Origin of the sequence: Streptomyces sp. NPDC047049, from assembly GCF_040643995.1 — a bacterium.
GTDB classification, from domain to species: Bacteria; Actinomycetota; Actinomycetes; order Streptomycetales; family Streptomycetaceae; genus Streptomyces; species Streptomyces mooreae.
Window position 1 is genome coordinate 249,234 of the sequence record NZ_JBEYVM010000006.1, and the last position, 17,868, is coordinate 267,101.

Sequence of the window (17,868 nt, forward strand, 5' to 3'; positions counted from 1 at the left end):
GTGCGGGGGGTGTCGGGGAGGAACAGCGGGGCCGGGCGCCGAACGCCGGACGAATACCGGACGGCCGGGGAAAAGTCGTCCAGGATCGAACATCTGTAGGGGTTCGGGCGGCTTCCTCGTAGCATGGCGACGAATGATCGCTTTCGCCATGGGGAAAGACACCGAGTCGGGAGGGGACGGGTGGAGACTTCCACAACGGTGCCGGAGGCCGTCGCCGCGCTGCACGCCGGGATAGGCGCCCTCACCGACGAGGTCATCGGCGGTCTGCGGGCCCAACTCCCCTCCTATGCGGCACTGTCGGTGGAACAGCTCCGACCGCGGGTGCAGGCGTCCCTGCGCAACGGCCTGTCGTTGGTGCAGCGCTGGTCCGAGGAGCGCAGGACACCGCAGGGACAGGGCGACGGGCGGGCGTACGGCATTCCGGAGACCCACCTCGACGAGGTGACGGCCCTGGCGCGTTCACTGCCCGCCGAGGAGATCATCTCCGCCTACCGGATCGGCACGGATATCGTCTGGCGGCGGTTCGGCGAGGAGATGGCGGCCCGGCGCGGCACCGCCGAGGACCTGCTGCCGATCGCCGAGACGCTGCGTGCCTGGGCCGACGCCAACACCCTGCGCATCGTGCGCAGTTGCCGGGCCGTGGGAGCCCAGGGCGAATCGATGACGGACCGTCGGCGCGCGGCGCTGGTCCGCGCCCTGCTGCTCGGCGAGGTGCGGTGGGGCGCCTCCGGTCTTCCGGGCGGCGCGTGGGACGCCGGGCCGGCCGGCGGCGGCACCGGCGAGGGGCACCGCGCCGGCGGCTACCCCGATGACGGGCACCGCGCCGGCGGTTACCCCGACGACGGGGCCGCCACGGAGGGCGGGTACGACCACGGTGCGCTCCGTCTGCCCTTCCGCGCGCGCCTGCCCGAGGAGCCCTCGCCCGGCGCGCCGGACCGCCCCCCGGAGCCCGGACCCGCCCCGCAGGCCGGCTCCCATCCCGGCCCCGGCGACCGCGCCTTCGACCGGATCACCGCCCTGCTGCGCCCCTGGCTCGCCCTGGACGAGACCGGGAAACCTCTGGTCACGACCGTGGACCGGGAGGTGGCGGGGCTGCTGACGGGGCGACCGGGAGGGCTGTGCCGCGGCCTGGTCCTGGGGCTCGGCGCCCCGGTACCCGCGTCCGGACTCGCCGCGGAGTTCACCCGGGCGACCCAGGCGCTCCGGGCCGCCGTCGGTTTCGGACTCGTCGGGGCGTTCACCCGTGAGGAGCTGGGGCTGCGGGCGACGGTCGTAGCGCTCCCGGCCCTGGGGGAACAACTGGTGGGACTCCGCCTGGCGCCGCTGGCCGAACGGGGTGAAGACGGCACCCAGTTGGAGGAGGCAGCTGCCGCCTATCTGCAGCAGGGGCTGCGACTGGAAGCCGCCGCGCGGACCCTCTACGTCCACCCCAACACCCTGCGCAACCGCCTGCGGCGCTTCGAGGAGATCACCGGCACCAGCCTCCGTGACCCGGCCGATCTGGCGGAGGTCTGGTGGGCGCTGACGCACCGCAGGATCCACGGGCCGGCGAGCTGAGGCGCCCGCCGGACCCGGTGCCGACCGGCTCGGGCCGACGGGTCGACGGGTCGACGGGCTACCGGGCTACCGGGTCGCCGGGCGCCCGTGCCGGCCGGCGGCTCAGGCCTTGACCGCCCGCAGCGCATACAGCAGCGGAATGATGGGCTCCGACGGCGGGAGGCGCCACCAGCCGTTCTCGGCCGGCACCATGGCGTCGAACCGCTTCCAGGGCAGCAGCTCGGTCTCCCGGACCAGTTCCACGGCCAGCCCCGCCCCGATCACAGCGGAGATGACCTCCCCGAGCCCGTGCCGCCACTCGTAACTCGTCGTGGCCCCCTGTACCGGCGGCCCGTCGGTGTACGTGGACGGGGTATCGCTCCTGAGCGGACCTCGGCCGCCCAAGTAGTCATGATGGAGCTGAAGTTGCTGCCGGTCCGGGCTCGGCGTCGGCCCCAGGGAGTCGAGCAGGGGATGGAACTCGACGAGGTAGAACGTCCCGCCGGGCCGGAGCAGCGCACTGACGATCCCGGCCCAGGTGGGCAGATCGGGGAGATAGCACAGCGCGCCCTTGCCCGTGTAGATCACATCGAACCGGCGCTCACCCAGCGCCTCCACGGCCCGGTGCACATCGGACCGGACGAACTCCACACTCCGGCCGCCCTCCTCGGCCAGCCGCCGCGCCTCCGCGACCGCCGCCGCGGAGAAGTCGAGGCCCACCGTGCGCGCGCCGCGCTCGGCGAACGCGGCGGTCTCGGTGCCCAGATGACACTGCAGATGCAGGACGTCCCGCCCGGCCAGCTCGCCCAGATCCGTCCACTCGAACGGCGCGAACCAGTCCTCGGCGGTCCGGGAACCGTCCAGGCCGTAGAACCGGCTGGCCACATGGACCGGCGTACGGGCATCCCAGTTCGCCTCGTTGGCGCGCACCATCTCCTCGGTGGTGGGCGCCTCGGCGGTGGGTCCCGCGGTGACGGGTGATGCCCCCGGGGAGGTCGACAGCTCACTCTGCTCTGTGGTCATCCCTCTCTTGTACCGGCCGGACGGGGGAGCCGGCCAGTACGGCCGGGCGCGGGGCCCCTCGGTGTCATTACTCGTGGGTGTAAACCAGGCCGATGGTGGTAGGCGACTTCACACAACGCCCCGCTCCGCAACGGCTGTTGCTCGGGTGCCTGCCGAGGCGGAAACCGGATGCGGCCCGGGCCCGGGGGTGCTCCTGCCCGGGGCCGGCCGCGCGGGGGGCGTGCCCGGCGCTGGGTGTCGCCGGGGGAACAGGAACGGGCCGCCGCCCGTGAGTGGCGTGGCGGCGGCCCGTACCCCCGCCAGGGGCTTCGGCCCCTGGGCGTGGGGCCCGGTACGGGGGCCTGGCCAGGGGTCTGAATACGGTTGACGTCGGCACCGGGAAGGCGACCTGGCTGATTGAACACCCCGCATTCGTACGCTTGTTGGGGCGCTCGTCCGTGCCGACCGGCCGGCATCCGCCACTTCTTCCCGAGGGACCCTGCCGCTCGTCTGCAACAACCGCCTTCCGATGGGTATGTTGGGGGCTCGCAGCGTGTGGTCACTCCTGTACGGAGCGATCACCCCTGCCCCATGGCTGATGACTGTCGAAGCGACGGGAAAGTGTGGAATGAGCCAGGAACCACGACCGCAGTCCGGTGTCGTCGATGTCAGCATCCCGAGTGTGGCGCGGATGTACGACTACTACCTGGGCGGCAAGGACAACTACGCCGTTGACCGCGAGGCCTGTGAAGAGCTGAGCAAGGTCGTCCCCAGTACCCAGGTGCTGGCGATCAACAACCGGCGTTTCCTGCGGCGGGTGGTCCGCTGGCTGGCTCGCGAACACGGCATCCGTCAGTTCATCGACCACGGCTCAGGCCTGCCGACCCAGGACAACGTCCACCAGGTCGCCCAGCAGGTCGACCCGGACTCCCGCGTGGTGTACGTCGACAACGACCCCATCGTGCTGGCGCACGGCCGCGCACTGCTGGAGGAGAACGCCCACACCGCCGTCATCCAGGCGGATATGCGGGACACCGAAGGCATCTTCGGCAGTCCGGAGGTCGAGCGGCTGATCGACTTCGACCGGCCCGTCGCCGCGCTGTTCGTCTCGGTCCTCCACTGCATACCCGATGCCGACGACCCGGCCGGGCTCATCAAGAGGGTCGCCGACCGGCTGGCGCCCGGGAGCTTCCTGGTGGTGTGCCAACTGGTCAGTGAGGACGCCGCCACCCGCGACTTCGTCACCGAATTCATGCGGGTCAGCACGCACGGCCAGTGGGGCCGGGTGCGGCAGGCGCATGAACTGGCCGGGTTCCTGGAGGGGCTGGAGATCCAGGAGCCGGGTCTGGTGGAGGTCTCCACCTGGAAGCCGGACGCGGACCTCGGTCCCAGGCAGCTCACCCAGGAGTGGATCGAATTCGGCGGAGTGGCCCGCAAGTTGTAGCCCCACGGACCACATGGACCGCACAGGCAAGGCAGACCGCACAGGCAAGACAGACCGCTCAGGCAAGACAGACCGCACCACAGACAAGGGGGGCGGGGCGCCCGATGAGCAACCCCGCCCCCTGTCGCGTCCGGTTCCGCGCCTCAGCTCTCCTGCTTGAGCAGCCGCTCCAGGATCGCCAGGGACTCGCGGGGCGACTCGGACTGTGCGCTGAGACGGTCCATCACCGCCAGGTAATGATCGACATCATCGCGCTTGTCCAGATAGAGCGCGCTGGTCAGCTGCTCCAGATAGACGATGTCCGGCAGATCCGGCTCCAGGAACCGCAGGATCGTGATCGGACCACCGGCCGCCGCCAGACCGCCGAGGCTGAACGGCGCGATCTGCAGCGTGACGTTCGGCAGCTCGGCCATCTTCAGCAGATGTCTCAGCTGGCCTGCCATCACCTCGGGACCGCCGAGCGGACGGCGCAGCGACGCCTCGTCGATCACGGCCCATACCCGCGGAGCGTCCGGGACGGTCAGCAGCTCCTGACGCTGTACGCGCAGCTGCACCCGTCGCTCGATCTCCTCCGGAGCGGACCGCGGATGACCGAGCTGCGCCACCGCGCGGGCGTAGTCCGCGGTCTGCAACAGGCCCGGCACGAACTGGACTTCGTAGGTACGGATCACCGAGGCGGCCTCTTCGAGGCCGATATGCGTCTCGAACCAGCCGGGCAGGACATCGTTGTACTGGTGCCACCAGCCCGGACTGCTGGTCCTGCGGGCCAGCTTGAGGAAGTCCGAACGGACCGCGTCGTCCGTGACGTTGTAGAGCGTCAGCAGATCGGCGACATCCCGCTCCTTGCAGCTCACCCGGCCCAGCTCCAGGCGGCTGATCTTCGCGTGCGAGCCCCGGATGGCGTCCCCGGCGGCCTCCCGGGTGATGCCCGCTCCTTCTCGCAGCCGGCGAAGCTGGGTGCCCAGCACGATCCGCAGGACGGTCGGGCCGCCCCGTGGATGCTCCAGATAGCGGCGCAGGGACGGATCGCTGCTCGGCTGCGCGGCGGTCATGCTGACTCCCCTGAGTGGTCGGGCGAACGCCCAGTGTCCCACCGCCCCGCGCACTGCGTACAGCCGGGGCGACTATCCGAACGACATATGCGCCAATCGCGACGGCGCACCGTCAGTGGCCGGCGATGAGATCGTCGAAGTCACCGTCCTTGGCTCCCTGGACGAAAGCCACCATCTCGTCACGGGTGTAGACGAGCGCCGGACCCGAGGTGAACCGGGAGTTGCGCACCGCCACCCCGCCGTCCGAAAGAACGGCCAGTTCCACACAGTTTCCGCTGGGATTGCTGCGGCGGCTCTTGCGCCAGACGGCGCCTTCGATGCTGGTCGCCTGTATGCCGTTGGTCACCGGCTTCATAACAGTTGCTCCTTGCTGGAGGTCTCTCCTCCGACCGATCCCGAGCCTGCGATCACCTTGGCGTGAACAAGCCCCTGAGCGACCGTCCTTGCTGATGTAATTGCAGATGCACTTGCATGCTGTGACGGCTGACGAGGATATTAGCTCTCCGAGGCAGTCCGGCCCAGCCCCGAAATCCCCCTCGCGGAGATGTTGATGACCACACATCCGGCAGAGACCGTGCACGACGCCCTTCGGGAGGAACCGTGTGAGGGCGGATGGTGGATGCCCGCCCCCGACGGCTTCGCCGCCTGCGCCCTCAGTGGCTCGGCGCGCACCGTGCCGGAGGCCCGGCGGTTCGCCCGGGTGACTCTCGCGGGCTGGCAGATGTGTGCAGATGTGGCCGATGACGTGGCCCTGGTCGTCTCCGAGCTCGTCAGCAACGCCCTGCGCTACGGCGGCAAGTCCGCCGGGGACGACAGCGCCGCCGGGGCGCCCGTCCCCTTCTGCAACGCCTGGCTCGCGCTGACCCGGCAGAACTCCACCGTGCTGTGCGCGGTCTCGGACGCCGGAACGGACGCCCCCGTCGTCAAGCCGCAAGACGCCCTGTCGGAATCCGGACGGGGGCTGCACATCGTCGACCAGCTCAGCGACTCCTGGGGCTGGACACCGCCGGACCGGACCGGGAAGACGGTCTGGGCGACGGTGTCGAGGCGCGGCTGAGGCGGGCCCGTGCGGGGGGCGGGCCCGCCTCAGCCCGACACGGACCTGCCGTGTGTGACGATTCCCGGGTTGCCGTCACCCGAGCGGAAGGCCCGAGAAGCCGATGGATCTGCTGTCCCTGCACTACTTCCGAGAGGTCGCGCGCCGGGAGCACGTCAGCCGGGCCGCCGAGGAGTTAAGGGTTGCCCAGCCCTCGGTGAGCCGGACGATCGCCCGGCTGGAGGCCGAGCTGGGCGTGCCGCTCTTCGACCGGCAGGGCCGCACCATCCGGCTCAACCGCTATGGCGCCGCCTTCCTGGCCCGGGTCGAGCGGGCCTTGAACGAACTCGACGACGCGCGGCGGGAGATGGCCGATGCCGCCGGGCTGGACGGCGGCTCCGTCGCCGTGGCCGCCGAGACCCTGTTGCCCCTCACCGAACTGCTGGCCGGCTTCCGCGCCGCGCACCCCGGGGTCACCGTCCGCTGCCTGCAGTCCACCCCCGAGGTGATGCACGCTCAGTTACGGTCCCGGGACGTCGACTTCTGCATCGCCTCCCAGCCGCTGTCCGGGCCCGGTCTGAGCGCGGTGCTGCTGCTGCGCGAAGAGGTACTGCTCGTGGTGCCCGCCGGTCATCCGCTGGCCGGCCGGGAGCGGGTCACGGTGGCCGAGATCGCCGATGAGCCCTTCATCACGACCAGGACGGGGCACTGGCCCCGCGCGCTGCTGGAGCGGCTGTTCGGCGCGATCGGGCGGCGACCGGTGATCTCCTGCGAGGGCGATGAACCGGGTGCCACGCACTTCCTGGTCGCGGCCGGGCTCGGCATCGGCCTGATCCCCGCGCTCGGCCGCACCGAACTGCCGCAGGGACCGTTCGCCTGGCTCCACCTCGACGCCCCTGACTGCGTACGGACCCTGAGCCTGGTCCGGCGCGAGGACAGCTACCTCTCCACGGCCGCCGGGCGGTTCCGTGACATGGCCGTGGCGCACTTCGCCGAGCGGGCGTAACGCACCCTTTCCGCTGGGGAGTCGGGGCGCGGGTACTTTCAGGTGCGGCCGGTCCCGCACTGTGGGCGCAGCGGCCTTGCGGGGCAGCGGCGCTCAGTTGCCGCGGCGCACCCGGGCCGCCTTGCGGGCCTCGGCGAGCTTGCGGGCTTCGGTGGCCTTGCGGGACTTGCCGCCGGTGCCGCGGGAGGCGTCCTTGCTGGTGCCCAGGCCGCGGAAGGGGGCGTTGGCGTTCTTGGCCCGGGGTGCGGCGAGCCCGCCGTCGAGCGGGGTGCCGGAGGGCGCCCTGGCCCCGGTGATCCGGCTCAGCTCCGCCTCGCCCGAGCGCACCTTGGTGATCGTCGGCTCGATGCCGGCCTCGGCCATCAGCCGGCTCACCTCGCGGCGCAGGCCGGAGGGCACCAGCGTGACGACGCGGCCGGACTCACCGGCCCGAGCCGTGCGGCCCGCGCGGTGCAGATAGTCCTTGGGGTCGGTGGGCGGGTCGACGTTGACCACGAGATCGAGGTCGTCGACGTGCAGGCCGCGGGCCGCGACGTTGGTGGCCACCAGGACGGTGATCTGGCCGTTCTTGAACTGCGCGAGGGTGCGGGTGCGCTGTGGCTGGGACTTGCCGCTGTGCAGGGCCGTTGCGTGCACCCCGACGGCCCGCAGGTGCCGGGTCAGCTGATCGACCGCGTGTTTGGTGTCCAGGAACAGCAGTACGCGGCCGTCGCGGGCGGCGATCTCCGTGATGACGGCGTACCGGTCGGGGCCGTGGACGACCAGCACATGGTGGTCCATCGTCGTGACCGCGCCCGCGGATGCGTCGACCGAGTGGACGACGGGATCGTGGAGGTAGCGGCGCACCAGCCGGCCGACGTCGCTGTCCAGGGTGGCGGAGAACAGCATCCGCTGGCCGTCGCGGTGCACCTGGTCGAGCACCTGGGTGACTTGCGGCAGGAAGCCCATGTCACACATCTGGTCGGCTTCGTCGAGGACGGTGATCCGTACCCGTCCCAGGCGGCAGGCCTTCCGCTCGACCAGGTCGTGCAGGCGACCAGGGGTGGCGACGATGACCTCTGCCCCGTCGCGCAGCGCAGCGGCCTGCCGGCCGATCGACATACCGCCCACGACCGTGGCCATCCGCAGCCGGAGGCCGTCGGCGTACGGCGTGAGCGCTTCGGTGACCTGTTGGGCCAGCTCCCGGGTAGGTACCAGGATCAGCGCGAGGGGCTGCTTCGGCTCCGCGCGCCGCCCGGCCGTCCGGGCGAGCAGCGGCAGACCGAAGGCGAGCGTCTTGCCCGATCCGGTGCGCCCGCGCCCCAGGACGTCGCGTCCCGCGAGGGCGTCGGGCAGCGTGGCCGCCTGGATCGGGAAGGGTTCGCGCACGCCGCGCTCGGTGAGCGTGCGCAGCACCTCGGCCGGCAGGCCCAGATCGGCGAAGGAGGCGACAGGGGGCACCGTCGAGGCGAGGGGCACCGCCTGGTCGACGTCGCCGTGCGAGGTGGCGGGGCGGTCCGGGTGGTTCATGAAGAGCCTTCCGCAAGGGGGAACGTACCGAGGAAGGCCCGGCAGGAATGAGCAGCCGACGAACAAGGGGAACGGGACGGACGGCATCGCGGACCGTCGCAGCAGTCCAAACATGTGAGGTTAACACACAGTGACAGTTCGCCCTGGCGGTGTGTGGTGCTGATCGTTCCGCCGCGCGTCGGGGAGGGCCGGGACATGCGGGGCCAGGCGGTGCGAGGACCGGGCGGCCTGCGACGGTCCCCGGCCCGCGACCGCCCGGCCGGCGGCCTATGCCCCCGCCGTCGCCCCCTCTCCCAGCCCGAACGCCTCCAGCAGCCGCTCCGCCGCCAGCGTCGCGGTGATCTCGCCGTCGCGCACCGCCTGTTCCACTCCGGGGCCCAGCCGGCGCACCTCCGGGTGCTCCTGGAGGCGGTCGATCAGCCGGTCGCGGACCATCGACCAGGTCCAGTCGACCTGCTGCGCGCGGCGCCGCTCGGCCAGTGCGCCGGTGGACTCCAGGAGGGTGCGGTGCTGCTCGACCCGCTCCCAGACCCCCTTCAGGCCGGTGCCCTCGCGGGCGCTGCAGGTCAGGACGGGCGGGGTCCAGGCCGCGTCGGCGGGCTGCAACAGCCGTAGCGCACCGGACAGTTCGCGGGCCGCCGAGCGGGCGTCCCGTTCGTGCGGGCCGTCGGCCTTGTTGACGGAGACCAGGTCCGCCAGCTCCAGCACACCCTTCTTGATGCCCTGGAGCTGGTCGCCGGTGCGCGCCAGGGTCAGCAGCAGAAAGGTGTCGACCATGCCCGCCACGGCGGTCTCGGACTGGCCGACGCCGACCGTCTCCACCAGGACCACGTCGTAGCCCGCGGCCTCCATCACCACGATGGACTCCCGGGTGGCCCGCGCCACCCCGCCCAGCGTGCCGGAGGTGGGGGAGGGGCGGACGAACGCCGCCGGGTCCGTCGCCAGCCGCTCCATCCGGGTCTTGTCGCCCAGGATGGAGCCGCCGGTACGGCTGGAGGACGGGTCGACGGCGAGCACCGCCACCCGGTGCCCGGTGCCGGTCAGCAGGGAGCCGAGCGCGTCGATGAAGGTCGACTTGCCGACGCCCGGCACCCCGCTGATGCCCACTCTGCGGGCCGCGCCGGAGTACGGCAGCAGCTCGACCAGCAGCCGCTGGGCCGCCGCCCGGTGGTCGGGCCGGGTGGACTCCACCAGGGTGACGGCGCGGGCGATCCAGGCGCGGGAACCCGCGCGGACCCCCTCGGCGTACCGTTCGACATCGATCGTCGCAGGCATGACCCCCCGCTCAGAGCTCGTGGCCGAGGACCGACGCCAGGTCCCGCACCAGGTCGTGCGCGGCCTCCGGGATGACCGTGCCGGGCAGGAAGACCGCGGCGGCGCCCATGTCGCGCAGCGGCTGCACGTCCTGCGGCGGGATCACCCCGCCCACCACGATGGTGATGTCCTCGCGGTCCTCGGCGGCCAGTGCCTCCTTCAGCGCGGGCACCAGGGTCAGGTGCCCGGCCGCCAGCGAGGACACCCCGACGATGTGGACGTCCGCCTCCACCGCCTGGCGGGCGACCTCGGCCGGCGTCTGGAACAGCGGGCCGACATCGACGTCGAAGCCCAGGTCGGCGAAGGCCGTGGCGATCACCTTCTGGCCGCGGTCATGGCCGTCCTGGCCCATCTTGGCCACCAGGATGCGCGGCCGGCGCCCCTCGGCGCGCTCGAACTCGGCCACCAGGTCCCGGGTGCGCTCGACACCGGAGGAGGGGCCCGCTTCGTCTCGGTACACACCGGAGATCGTACGGATCTGGCCGGAGTGCCGCCCGTAGACCGACTCCAGGGCGTCCGAGATCTCGCCGACGGTCGCCATCGCGCGCGCGGCGTCCACCGCCAGCGCCAGCAGATTGCCCTCCAGCCCCTCGCCGGGGCCGGATTCGGCCGCCGCGGTCAGCGCCCGCAGCGCCGCCCGGCAGGCGTCCTCGTCGCGCTCGGCGCGCAGCCGCTTCAGCTTCTCGATCTGCTGGGCGCGCACCGAGGAGTTGTCGACCTTGAGGACTTCGATCTCCTCGTCGGTCTCCACCCGGTACTTGTTGACGCCGATCAGCGCCTGCCGCCCCGAGTCGATCCGGGCCTGGGTACGGGCCGCGGCCTCCTCGACGCGCAGCTTGGGGATGCCCGCGTCGATGGCCTTCGCCATCCCGCCGGCCGCCTCGACCTCCTCGATGTGCTGCCAGGCCCGTCGCGCCAGGTCGTGGGTGAGCTTTTCGACGTACGCGCTGCCGCCCCACGGGTCGATGACCCGGCAGGTGCCCGACTCCTGCTGCAGGAACAGCTGGGTGTTGCGGGCGATCCGGGCGGAGAAGTCGGTGGGCAGCGCCAGCGCCTCGTCCAGGGCGTTGGTGTGCAGCGACTGGGTGTGGCCCTGCGTCGCCGCCATCGCCTCCACACAGGTGCGGGTGACGTTGTTGAACACGTCCTGCGCGGTCAGCGACCAGCCCGAGGTCTGCGAATGGGTGCGCAGGGAGAGGGACTTGGGGTTCTTCGGGTCGAAGCGCTGGACGAGCCGGGCCCACAGCAGCCGGGCCGCCCGCAGCTTGGCGATCTCCATGAAGAAGTTCATGCCGATCGCCCAGAAGAACGACAGCCGCGGCGCGAAGGAGTCCACGTCCATGCCCGCCGCCATGCCCGCGCGCAGGTACTCCACCCCGTCGGCGAGGGTGTACGCCAGCTCCAGGTCGGCCGTCGCGCCCGCTTCCTGGATGTGGTAGCCGGAGATGGAGATGGAGTTGTAGCGCGGCATCTTCTGCGAGGTGTACGCGAAGATGTCGGAGATGATCCGCATCGAGGGCTGCGGCGGATAGATGTAGGTGTTGCGGACCATGAACTCCTTGAGGATGTCGTTCTGGATGGTCCCGGCCAGCTTCTCGGGCGGTACGCCCTGCTCCTCGGCGGCCACGATGTAGAGGGCGAGAACGGGCAGCACCGCGCCGTTCATCGTCATCGACACGGTCATCTTGTCCAGCGGGATGCCCTCGAAGAGCTGCCGCATGTCGTAGATCGAGTCGATGGCGACGCCCGCCATGCCGACATCGCCGGTCACCCGCGGGTGGTCGCTGTCGTAGCCGCGGTGGGTGGGCAGGTCGAAGGCGACCGACAGGCCCTTCTGGCCGGCCGCGAGGTTGCGGCGGTAGAAGGCGTTGGACTCCTCGGCGGTGGAGAAGCCGGCGTACTGCCGGATGGTCCAGGGCTGGTTGACGTACATCGTCGGGTACGGGCCGCGCAGATACGGCGTGATCCCCGGGTACGTGCCCAGGAAGTCCAGGCCGTCGAGGTCCGCGTCGGTGTACAGCGGCTTGACGTCGATGCCCTCCGGCGTCTCCCACGTCAGGTCCGCCACGCCCTTTCCGGTGGACCGCGCCACGGCCTCGGCCCACTCGCCGGTGCCGCCGGCGGCGTCCACCGCGGCCGGCTTGCCCAGCTCGACCGCGCTGAAGTCCGGGATGGCGCCCGTCTGCTGTGTCGTGTCGTTCATCACGCCACCTCCATGACATCCAGGGCCGAGGACAGCACCTCGACCGCGTCGCAGCCCGCGAAGACGAAGGAGTCCACCCCGGCCGCTACGAATTCCTCCCGGCGCTCACCCGGCTTGCCGGCCAGGTGCACCCGCAGCGCCCCCGCCGACTTCAGCGCGGCCGCCACGGCCGCCGCCTGCTCGCCGTACACCGCGTCGCTCGAACACAGACAGGCGATCCGCGCGCCGGAGCGGGCGAACGCCTCGGCCACCGACTCCGCGTCCACCGGCGCGGCCTCCTTCACCGTTTCGATGCCGCCGGCCTGGAAGAGGTTGGCGGCGAACGTCACCCGCGCGGTGTGCGCCGCGACCGGGCCCAGCGCGGCCAGGAAGACCTTCGGCCGTTCACCGCTCGCCGCCAGGCGGTCGTCGGAGCGCGACCGCAGCCGCTCGTAGGCATCGTCCCTGCGCACCCGCGGCAGCCCTCCGCCGATCGGAGCGGGCGCCGGCTCGCGGTGCACCGGGGCCTCGGCGAGATGCGGGAACTCGCTGACACCGGTGATGGGTTCGCGCCGGTGGGCGAGGTCCTTGCTGCGGCGCTCCCAGGTGCGGGCCAGCCGTCCGGCGATCATCTCGGACCGCAGCGCCGCGGCCTGGCCGCCCGCGCCCTCGATCTCCTGGAAGAACGCCCAGGCCGCACCGGCCAGTTCGTCGGTCAGGCTCTCCACGTACCAGGAACCGCCCGCCGGGTCGATCACCTTCGACAGGTGCGACTCCTCCAGCAGCACGGACTGAGTGTTCCGGGCGATCCGGCGGGCGAACGCATCGGGCACCCCCAGCGCGGCATCGAACGGCAGCACCGTCACCGCGTCCGCGCCGCCCACGCCCGCGGACAGCCCGGCGACCGTGGTGCGCAGCATGTTCACCCACGGATCCCGACGGGTCATCATCACCGTGGAGGTGACGGCGTGCTGGCGCTGCGCACCGGCGGCGGGGGAGGCTCCGCAGACCTCGGCGACCCGCGCCCACAGCCGCCGGGCGGCGCGCAGTTTGGCGATCGTCAGGAACTGGTCAGCGGTCGCGGCGTAGCGGAACTCCAGCTGCCGGCAGGCGTCGTCGATGCCCAGGCCGGACTCCGTCAGCTGCCGCAGGTAGGCGACACCGGTCGCCAGCGAGGCACCCAGCTCCTCGGCCGCGGAACCGCCCGCCTCGTGGTACGGCAGCGCGTCCACGGCCAGCGCGCGCACGCCGGGCGCCTCCGCGGCGCACCGCGCGGCGATCCGGGCGGCCGACTCCCCCTGCAGGCGCAGCTTGGCGTCGTCGCCCGTACGGGCCAGCAGACCGAGCGGGTCGGCGCCCAGGCAGCCGACCGCGTCGGCGAGCGGCGCGCCGGACGCGGTGTACAGGCGCAGCAACTCCTCGGCGGCCGGCGCGAAATCGGCGCCGGCGTCCAGCACCACCGCGGCCAGGTCCAGATAGACACCGTCGAGTGCGCGTTCCAGTCCGTCCACCGGCAGCCCGCCGTCGCCGACGGCCAGCCAGAGGGAGGTGACGCCGTTCTCCAGATCGGCCAGTACCGCTTCATTGGCGCGCACAGGATCGGTGTGGACATGGCGCTGGCGTACGTCCCACCCGGCGACGGTCGTGCCCTCGGGCCGGCCGGCCCGTACGAACGGCGGGAAGCCCGGAAGGCCCAGGGCGCCCGTGGCGTCCTCGGCGGTGTAGAGCGGGCGGATGCGGATGCCGTCCTGCAGATCGGTGGCGAGCGCATCCTCGGCGGCGGTGCCCGTCGCTTCTGTGACGCCCGATTTGCGCAGCACGCCTTCGACGAGGCGCTGCCACTGCTCTCGATCGGCATCGGGGAAGGCGGCGGCCAGGGGGAGTTCGGGGGACTCGGCGGTCATAGCAGCAGGCTAGGCGAACGACCGTTAGCTGGAGCAGGGGCTCCAGCTGTGACCTTGCACTCGTTGACCTCCCATGGATCTTCATATTTATGCGCCGGAAGGGGCAGGTGGGACGTAGGTGGGACGGTTCGGCCGTACGGTGCCGAGTCATCCTTTTCCCCGCGGGGTGCGCCTGCCGTCTGCCGCCGCGGAGGTTCCGTAGCGTGGGCCCGGCACCCTCCCCGAGCTCTCAAGGAACCGGGGGATGCCGGAGGAGCGCGATGTCCGAGGCGCCAGTGATCCGTACGGCGGCCGCCGCCGCCCTGCTCCTCGCCGTCGCCGGGCTGCTGTGGGCGCTGCCGGGGGCGGCCCCTCCCGGCAGCGCCGCGGACTGCCGCGGGCGCCGGATCGCCTCCTGGTCCCCCGATTCCCGGCATACCGCGGAATTCGCCCGCTACGGCGACGACAACACCCGGGTGGACGACTGGACCGGCGGTGACGGACCCACTCGGTTCGCCTTCCCGACGGCCGCACGCTCTGGCTCTTCTCCGACACCTTCCTCGACCGGATCCAGCCGCCGCCCAACCCGCAAAGGGAGTGGCACCGTTGGCGCACCGCCGACGCCGGGGGCGCCCCGCTCCTGCGGCACAACTCCGCCGTGGTGATGTCCCGTTCGGGCCGGCCGGTGCGCACCCTGACCGGCGGCACCGCGGCCGCTCCCGGCCCGTTCTTCCCCGATCCGCCCGGCGGCGGCCGGCGCTGGCCGGTCCGCGCGAGCGTGGAGCCCCGTACGCCCGGCGCGCACGAGAAGGCCGTCCGGGTGCTGCTGTGGAACCGTGCGCCCGGGACCGGGCCGTGGATCTTCGGCGTGCCGCACGGCACCGAGGTGGCCACGCTGTCGCTGCCCGGCCTGCGCCTGGAAGGCATCACCGAGACCGTCGGCCCGACCTCCGCCGACCCGGCCCGGCGCGTCCTCTACGGCACGGCGGCGGTCCGTGCCGGCGGCTGGACCTACGTGTTCGGCGGCGACGACCCGCCCTCGTCACCGGCCTCCAGCGCCTATGCCGCACGGGTTCCGTACGGGCGGCTCGCGGACCGCAGGAGCTGGCGGTTCTGGGACGGTGCCCGCTGGCAGCGGCAGGCCGGGCGGGCCCGCCCGGTGCTGCGGGCCGGGGGCAGACGCGGGGTCGGCAGCGCCTTCTCGGTGGTGCGCGACGGTCCGGCCTGGCTGCTGTTCACCATGGACACCGGTGGCGGTGGGGCGGCCGGGCTGCGGGCGCTCACCACCTACTGGTCCTGCTCGCCGCACGGCCCCTGGCACGGGCCGGGCGGCCGCCTCACCCCGCCCCGCCCACCGGCGCCCGACCCGCGGTACGTCGCCGCCTACAACCCTCAGGTACACCCCGAATTCACCGCGAACGGGGAGCTTCTGCTCAGCTACGACATCAATTGGCTCGGCCCGCCCGGCGTCCCGCCCGATGCCCGGCTCAACGGCGATGTGGAGCTCTACAGGCCGCGGTTCCTGCGAGTGCGAACGGGGCCCGCCGGAGGGTGACGGCGGTGCGGGCGGGCGCCGGCCCGACCGGCTTCACGCTTCACGGGGCCGGACGGGCCCGCGGAACGGAACCGCTCAGCCCGCCGGGTCCGGTTCCGCCGGCTCCGGGCCCGGTCCGGTCGTGCCGCTGCCGCTGCCCGTGCCGCTCTGCGGCGTACCGGTTCCGGTCGGACTGGGCTCCACGACGGGGAAGGCATTGTTGCCACCGCACACCATGGGGCCCACGCGCACGGACTTGCTCACCAGTGTCACGGCGACCTCCCCCGACGGCTTGTTCCCCGGCACCCGGGCATTGGCCGCGGTGCACACCAACTGGTTCAGCGAGGCGGAGTCCAGCCGCTTCACGTTCATCGGCAGGCTGATCACGACACTGCCCACATGGGTGGTCACGGACAGCGAACCGGGGAACTTCGGCAGCACGCTGGACAGGCCACGCATCCGCTCCGCGTGGTTCGGCCCCTTCATCAGCAACGCGATGGCCAGCTCCGGGTCGACCGGCACTTTCGCCCGCCGGGTCGCGGAGCGCAGGCCGGAGGGCCCGTAGAAGAACAACTGGACATCGGCCGCGGGCTGGCCCGGTGACTTCACGCCGGTGGCGGGCTCACCGGCGTCGATGACATCGGTGGGGGCGATACCGCAGCCGGTCAGGCCGCCGGCCAGCGCGCCGGTGAGTACGCCGGCCAGCGCGGCGGTGAGCCCGCCGGTCAGCATCCGCCGGCGGGCACGCGTCGCACGCAGGGCGCGGGGGGCGTTCGTGGCGCTCATGCGTGCCTCTCCTTTCCGGCTGCGGAGCGGAGGCCGCCCCGGTCGTCCTCCGCGGTCTGCCCGTCGGCCGCCGCCGCGTCGTCCGGCGGGCCGCCGCTTCCTGCGGCCGCCGGCTCGCCCGCCTCCTGGTGGCGCAGCGGCAGATCCACCGTGAACACCGCGCCGCCCTCGGGGGAGTTGGCGGCGCGCAGGGAGCCGCCGTGCAGCCGTACGTTCTCGCTCGCGATGGCCAGGCCCAGGCCGCTGCCCTCCGAGCGGGCGCGGGCGGAGTCCGCCTTGTAGAAGCGGTCGAAGACGTGCGGCAGGACCTCGGGGTCGATGCCGGGGCCGCTGTCGGAGATCTCGATCAGCAGCCGGTCCGCGCCCGGCTCCGGAGGGTGCAGCCGCACCCGGACCGGCTCGCCGCCGTGGTGCAGGGCGTTGCCGACCAGGTTCGCGACCACCACATCGAGCCGCCGTGGATCGAGCCCGGCTCGTACGTCCGCGGGCAACTCCGCCGTCACCCGCTTCTGCCAGGCCCGGGCCTGGAGGGTCTTGCGGATGGTCTCGCCGACGTCCACCTCGTCCAGATGGAGCGCCGCGGCCCCCGCGTCAAAGCGCGACACCTCCATCAGATCCTCCACCATCCGCGCCAGCTTCCCGGTCTCCTGGCTGATCAGCCGGACCGCGGAGGCGGTGTCGGGGTCGAGGGAGTCGGCGTCCTCGTCGAGCACATCGGTCACCGCGGTCATCGCCGCCAGCGGGGTCCGCAGCTCGTGCGAGACATCAGCCGCGAACCGCCGGGAGTTGGACTCCAGGCGGCGCAGCTCGGCCATGCTCTCCTCCAGCCGGGCCGCCATGTCGTTGAACGTCCGGGACAGGTCCGCGATCTCGTCGGCGCCCTTGACCTCCAGCCGGGTGTCCAGCTTGCCCTCGGCGATCCGTCCGGCGGCCTGCCGCAGACCCCGTACGGGCCGCAGTACGCCGCGCGCGGCGAGCAGCGCCAGGACCACGGTCAGTACCAGTACCGGCAGCGCGCCCCGCTGGGCCGCGCTCACCAGCGCCTCGACGTTGGACTCCTCGGCGCTCAGCGAGAGTTGGGCGTAGACGGTCAGCGCGGAGGCCCGGCCGTCGGACTGCCGGACCGGCATCCCGATCAGCAGCCAGGGGTCCCCGCCGCGGTCCACGCGCTGGAAGGCCGGCACATGGCGCTTCTCCACCGACGCCTTGAGGCCGGCCGGTATCACGACCTCGCCCCCCAGGCTGCCGTCGCCACTGTCCCGTGCGCCGCTGTAATGTACGGAAATATCCCATTCGCGGGACTTTCCGGAGCGCTCCAACTGGACGCGCAGGGAATCCAGATCCGCCTGGGACGGCGGGACCGGGAGCTCGGGGGCCAGCGAGTTGACCTGCGCTCTCAGGTCGTTGACGGCAATGTCCTGGGAGCGCTGCAGTATGGCGTTACGGGCCTCCTGATAGGTGAGCAGAGCGGTGGTCAGCGCACTGACGGCGGCCACCACCAGGAACCCCACGACGAGCCGGGCCCGCAGCCCCCGCAGCAACTGGGGGTTCCCCGTACGCAGGCGGGGCAGGGCCGGCATCCGG

At 72.3% G+C, this 17,868-nt stretch carries 13 protein-coding genes and 1 pseudogene; 5 read left to right on the forward strand and 9 right to left on the reverse strand.

What is annotated here, in order from left to right; genetic code table 11:
- Positions 1-180: 180 nt before the first annotated feature.
- Complete coding sequence (locus ABZ851_RS17505; protein ID WP_361127968.1) at positions 181-1,557, forward strand: helix-turn-helix domain-containing protein; 1,377 nt, start codon at positions 181-183, stop codon at positions 1,555-1,557.
- A 102-nt stretch (positions 1,558-1,659) separates the two neighbouring features.
- On the opposite strand, the gene ABZ851_RS17510 is transcribed toward ABZ851_RS17505, so the two are convergent.
- The gene (locus tag ABZ851_RS17510; RefSeq protein WP_361127972.1) at positions 1,660-2,559 is read right to left on the reverse strand and encodes a class I SAM-dependent methyltransferase; all 900 of its coding nucleotides are present in this window, start codon (positions 2,557-2,559) and stop codon (positions 1,660-1,662) included.
- A 607-nt stretch (positions 2,560-3,166) separates the two neighbouring features.
- Here ABZ851_RS17510 and ABZ851_RS17515 point away from each other — a divergent pair.
- On the forward strand, positions 3,167-3,982 hold the full coding sequence (locus ABZ851_RS17515) for an SAM-dependent methyltransferase (RefSeq protein ID WP_361127975.1): 816 nt from the start codon (positions 3,167-3,169) through the stop codon (positions 3,980-3,982).
- A 143-nt stretch (positions 3,983-4,125) separates the two neighbouring features.
- Here ABZ851_RS17515 and ABZ851_RS17520 read toward each other — a convergent pair whose 3' ends face one another.
- Together ABZ851_RS17520 and ABZ851_RS17525 are read right to left on the reverse strand one after the other, a co-directional pair.
- Positions 4,126-5,034 carry a helix-turn-helix transcriptional regulator gene (locus tag ABZ851_RS17520; RefSeq protein WP_336047902.1) on the reverse strand — a complete coding sequence of 303 codons (909 nt, stop codon included), beginning with the start codon at positions 5,032-5,034 and terminating at the stop codon, positions 4,126-4,128.
- Positions 5,035-5,146: 112 nt separating this feature from the next.
- Positions 5,147-5,389 (reverse strand): DUF397 domain-containing protein, encoded by a 243-nt coding sequence (locus ABZ851_RS17525; protein ID WP_361127979.1) that lies wholly within the window; start codon positions 5,387-5,389, stop codon positions 5,147-5,149.
- A gap of 195 nt (positions 5,390-5,584) precedes the next feature.
- Here ABZ851_RS17525 and ABZ851_RS17530 point away from each other — a divergent pair, with 195 nt between their 5' ends.
- Both ABZ851_RS17530 and ABZ851_RS17535 read left to right on the forward strand, forming a co-directional pair.
- Positions 5,585-6,091: an ATP-binding protein gene (locus ABZ851_RS17530; protein ID WP_361127982.1), complete on the forward strand. Its 507-nt coding sequence runs from the start codon at positions 5,585-5,587 to the stop codon at positions 6,089-6,091.
- Between the two features lie 103 nt (positions 6,092-6,194).
- A complete protein-coding gene (locus ABZ851_RS17535; protein ID WP_361127985.1) occupies positions 6,195-7,076 on the forward strand; it encodes a LysR family transcriptional regulator in 882 nt (293 codons plus the stop codon).
- A gap of 93 nt (positions 7,077-7,169) precedes the next feature.
- Here the strand turns inward: ABZ851_RS17535 and ABZ851_RS17540 are convergent, their stop codons facing one another.
- The 4 genes from ABZ851_RS17540 to mutA all read right to left on the reverse strand — a co-directional run bounded on the left by ABZ851_RS17540 (position 7,170) and on the right by mutA (position 13,985).
- Positions 7,170-8,585 (reverse strand): DEAD/DEAH box helicase, encoded by a 1,416-nt coding sequence (locus tag ABZ851_RS17540; RefSeq protein WP_361127988.1) that lies wholly within the window; start codon positions 8,583-8,585, stop codon positions 7,170-7,172.
- 267 nt (positions 8,586-8,852) lie between these two features.
- A complete protein-coding gene (meaB, locus tag ABZ851_RS17545) occupies positions 8,853-9,860 on the reverse strand; it encodes a methylmalonyl Co-A mutase-associated GTPase MeaB (RefSeq protein WP_361127991.1) in 1,008 nt (335 codons plus the stop codon).
- Positions 9,861-9,870: 10 nt separating this feature from the next.
- The gene (scpA, locus tag ABZ851_RS17550) at positions 9,871-12,102 is read right to left on the reverse strand and encodes a methylmalonyl-CoA mutase (RefSeq protein WP_361127994.1); all 2,232 of its coding nucleotides are present in this window, start codon (positions 12,100-12,102) and stop codon (positions 9,871-9,873) included.
- On the reverse strand, positions 12,102-13,985 hold the full coding sequence (mutA, locus tag ABZ851_RS17555; protein WP_361127997.1) for a methylmalonyl-CoA mutase small subunit: 1,884 nt from the start codon (positions 13,983-13,985) through the stop codon (positions 12,102-12,104). The genes scpA and mutA overlap by 1 nt, the downstream gene beginning before the upstream one ends.
- A 260-nt stretch (positions 13,986-14,245) precedes the next feature.
- Here mutA and ABZ851_RS17560 point away from each other — a divergent pair.
- Positions 14,246-15,519, forward strand: a pseudogene (locus ABZ851_RS17560) (hypothetical protein).
- A 75-nt stretch (positions 15,520-15,594) separates the two neighbouring features.
- Here ABZ851_RS17560 and ABZ851_RS17565 read toward each other — a convergent pair.
- Together ABZ851_RS17565 and ABZ851_RS17570 are read right to left on the reverse strand one after the other, a co-directional pair.
- The gene (locus ABZ851_RS17565) at positions 15,595-16,284 is read right to left on the reverse strand and encodes a hypothetical protein (protein ID WP_361128000.1); all 690 of its coding nucleotides are present in this window, start codon (positions 16,282-16,284) and stop codon (positions 15,595-15,597) included.
- Positions 16,281-17,864 carry a HAMP domain-containing sensor histidine kinase gene (locus ABZ851_RS17570; protein WP_361128003.1) on the reverse strand — a complete coding sequence of 528 codons (1,584 nt, stop codon included), beginning with the start codon at positions 17,862-17,864 and terminating at the stop codon, positions 16,281-16,283. The genes ABZ851_RS17565 and ABZ851_RS17570 overlap by 4 nt, the downstream gene beginning before the upstream one ends.
- Positions 17,865-17,868 lie beyond the last annotated feature (4 nt).

Coding starts and splice junctions, on each gene's coding strand:
- ABZ851_RS17565 (WP_361128000.1), bottom strand. CDS start 16,284: ATGAGCGCCACGAACGCCCCCCGCGCCCTGCGTGCGACGCGTGCCCGC.
- ABZ851_RS17525 (WP_361127979.1), bottom strand. CDS start 5,389: ATGAAGCCGGTGACCAACGGCATACAGGCGACCAGCATCGAAGGCGCC.
- ABZ851_RS17535 (WP_361127985.1), top strand. CDS start 6,195: ATGGATCTGCTGTCCCTGCACTACTTCCGAGAGGTCGCGCGCCGGGAG.
- mutA (WP_361127997.1), bottom strand. CDS start 13,985: ATGACCGCCGAGTCCCCCGAACTCCCCCTGGCCGCCGCCTTCCCCGAT.
- ABZ851_RS17520 (WP_336047902.1), bottom strand. CDS start 5,034: ATGACCGCCGCGCAGCCGAGCAGCGATCCGTCCCTGCGCCGCTATCTG.
- meaB (WP_361127991.1), bottom strand. CDS start 9,860: ATGCCTGCGACGATCGATGTCGAACGGTACGCCGAGGGGGTCCGCGCG.
- scpA (WP_361127994.1), bottom strand. CDS start 12,102: ATGAACGACACGACACAGCAGACGGGCGCCATCCCGGACTTCAGCGCG.
- ABZ851_RS17530 (WP_361127982.1), top strand. CDS start 5,585: ATGACCACACATCCGGCAGAGACCGTGCACGACGCCCTTCGGGAGGAA.
- ABZ851_RS17515 (WP_361127975.1), top strand. CDS start 3,167: ATGAGCCAGGAACCACGACCGCAGTCCGGTGTCGTCGATGTCAGCATC.
- ABZ851_RS17570 (WP_361128003.1), bottom strand. CDS start 17,864: ATGCCGGCCCTGCCCCGCCTGCGTACGGGGAACCCCCAGTTGCTGCGG.
- ABZ851_RS17510 (WP_361127972.1), bottom strand. CDS start 2,559: ATGACCACAGAGCAGAGTGAGCTGTCGACCTCCCCGGGGGCATCACCC.
- ABZ851_RS17540 (WP_361127988.1), bottom strand. CDS start 8,585: ATGAACCACCCGGACCGCCCCGCCACCTCGCACGGCGACGTCGACCAG.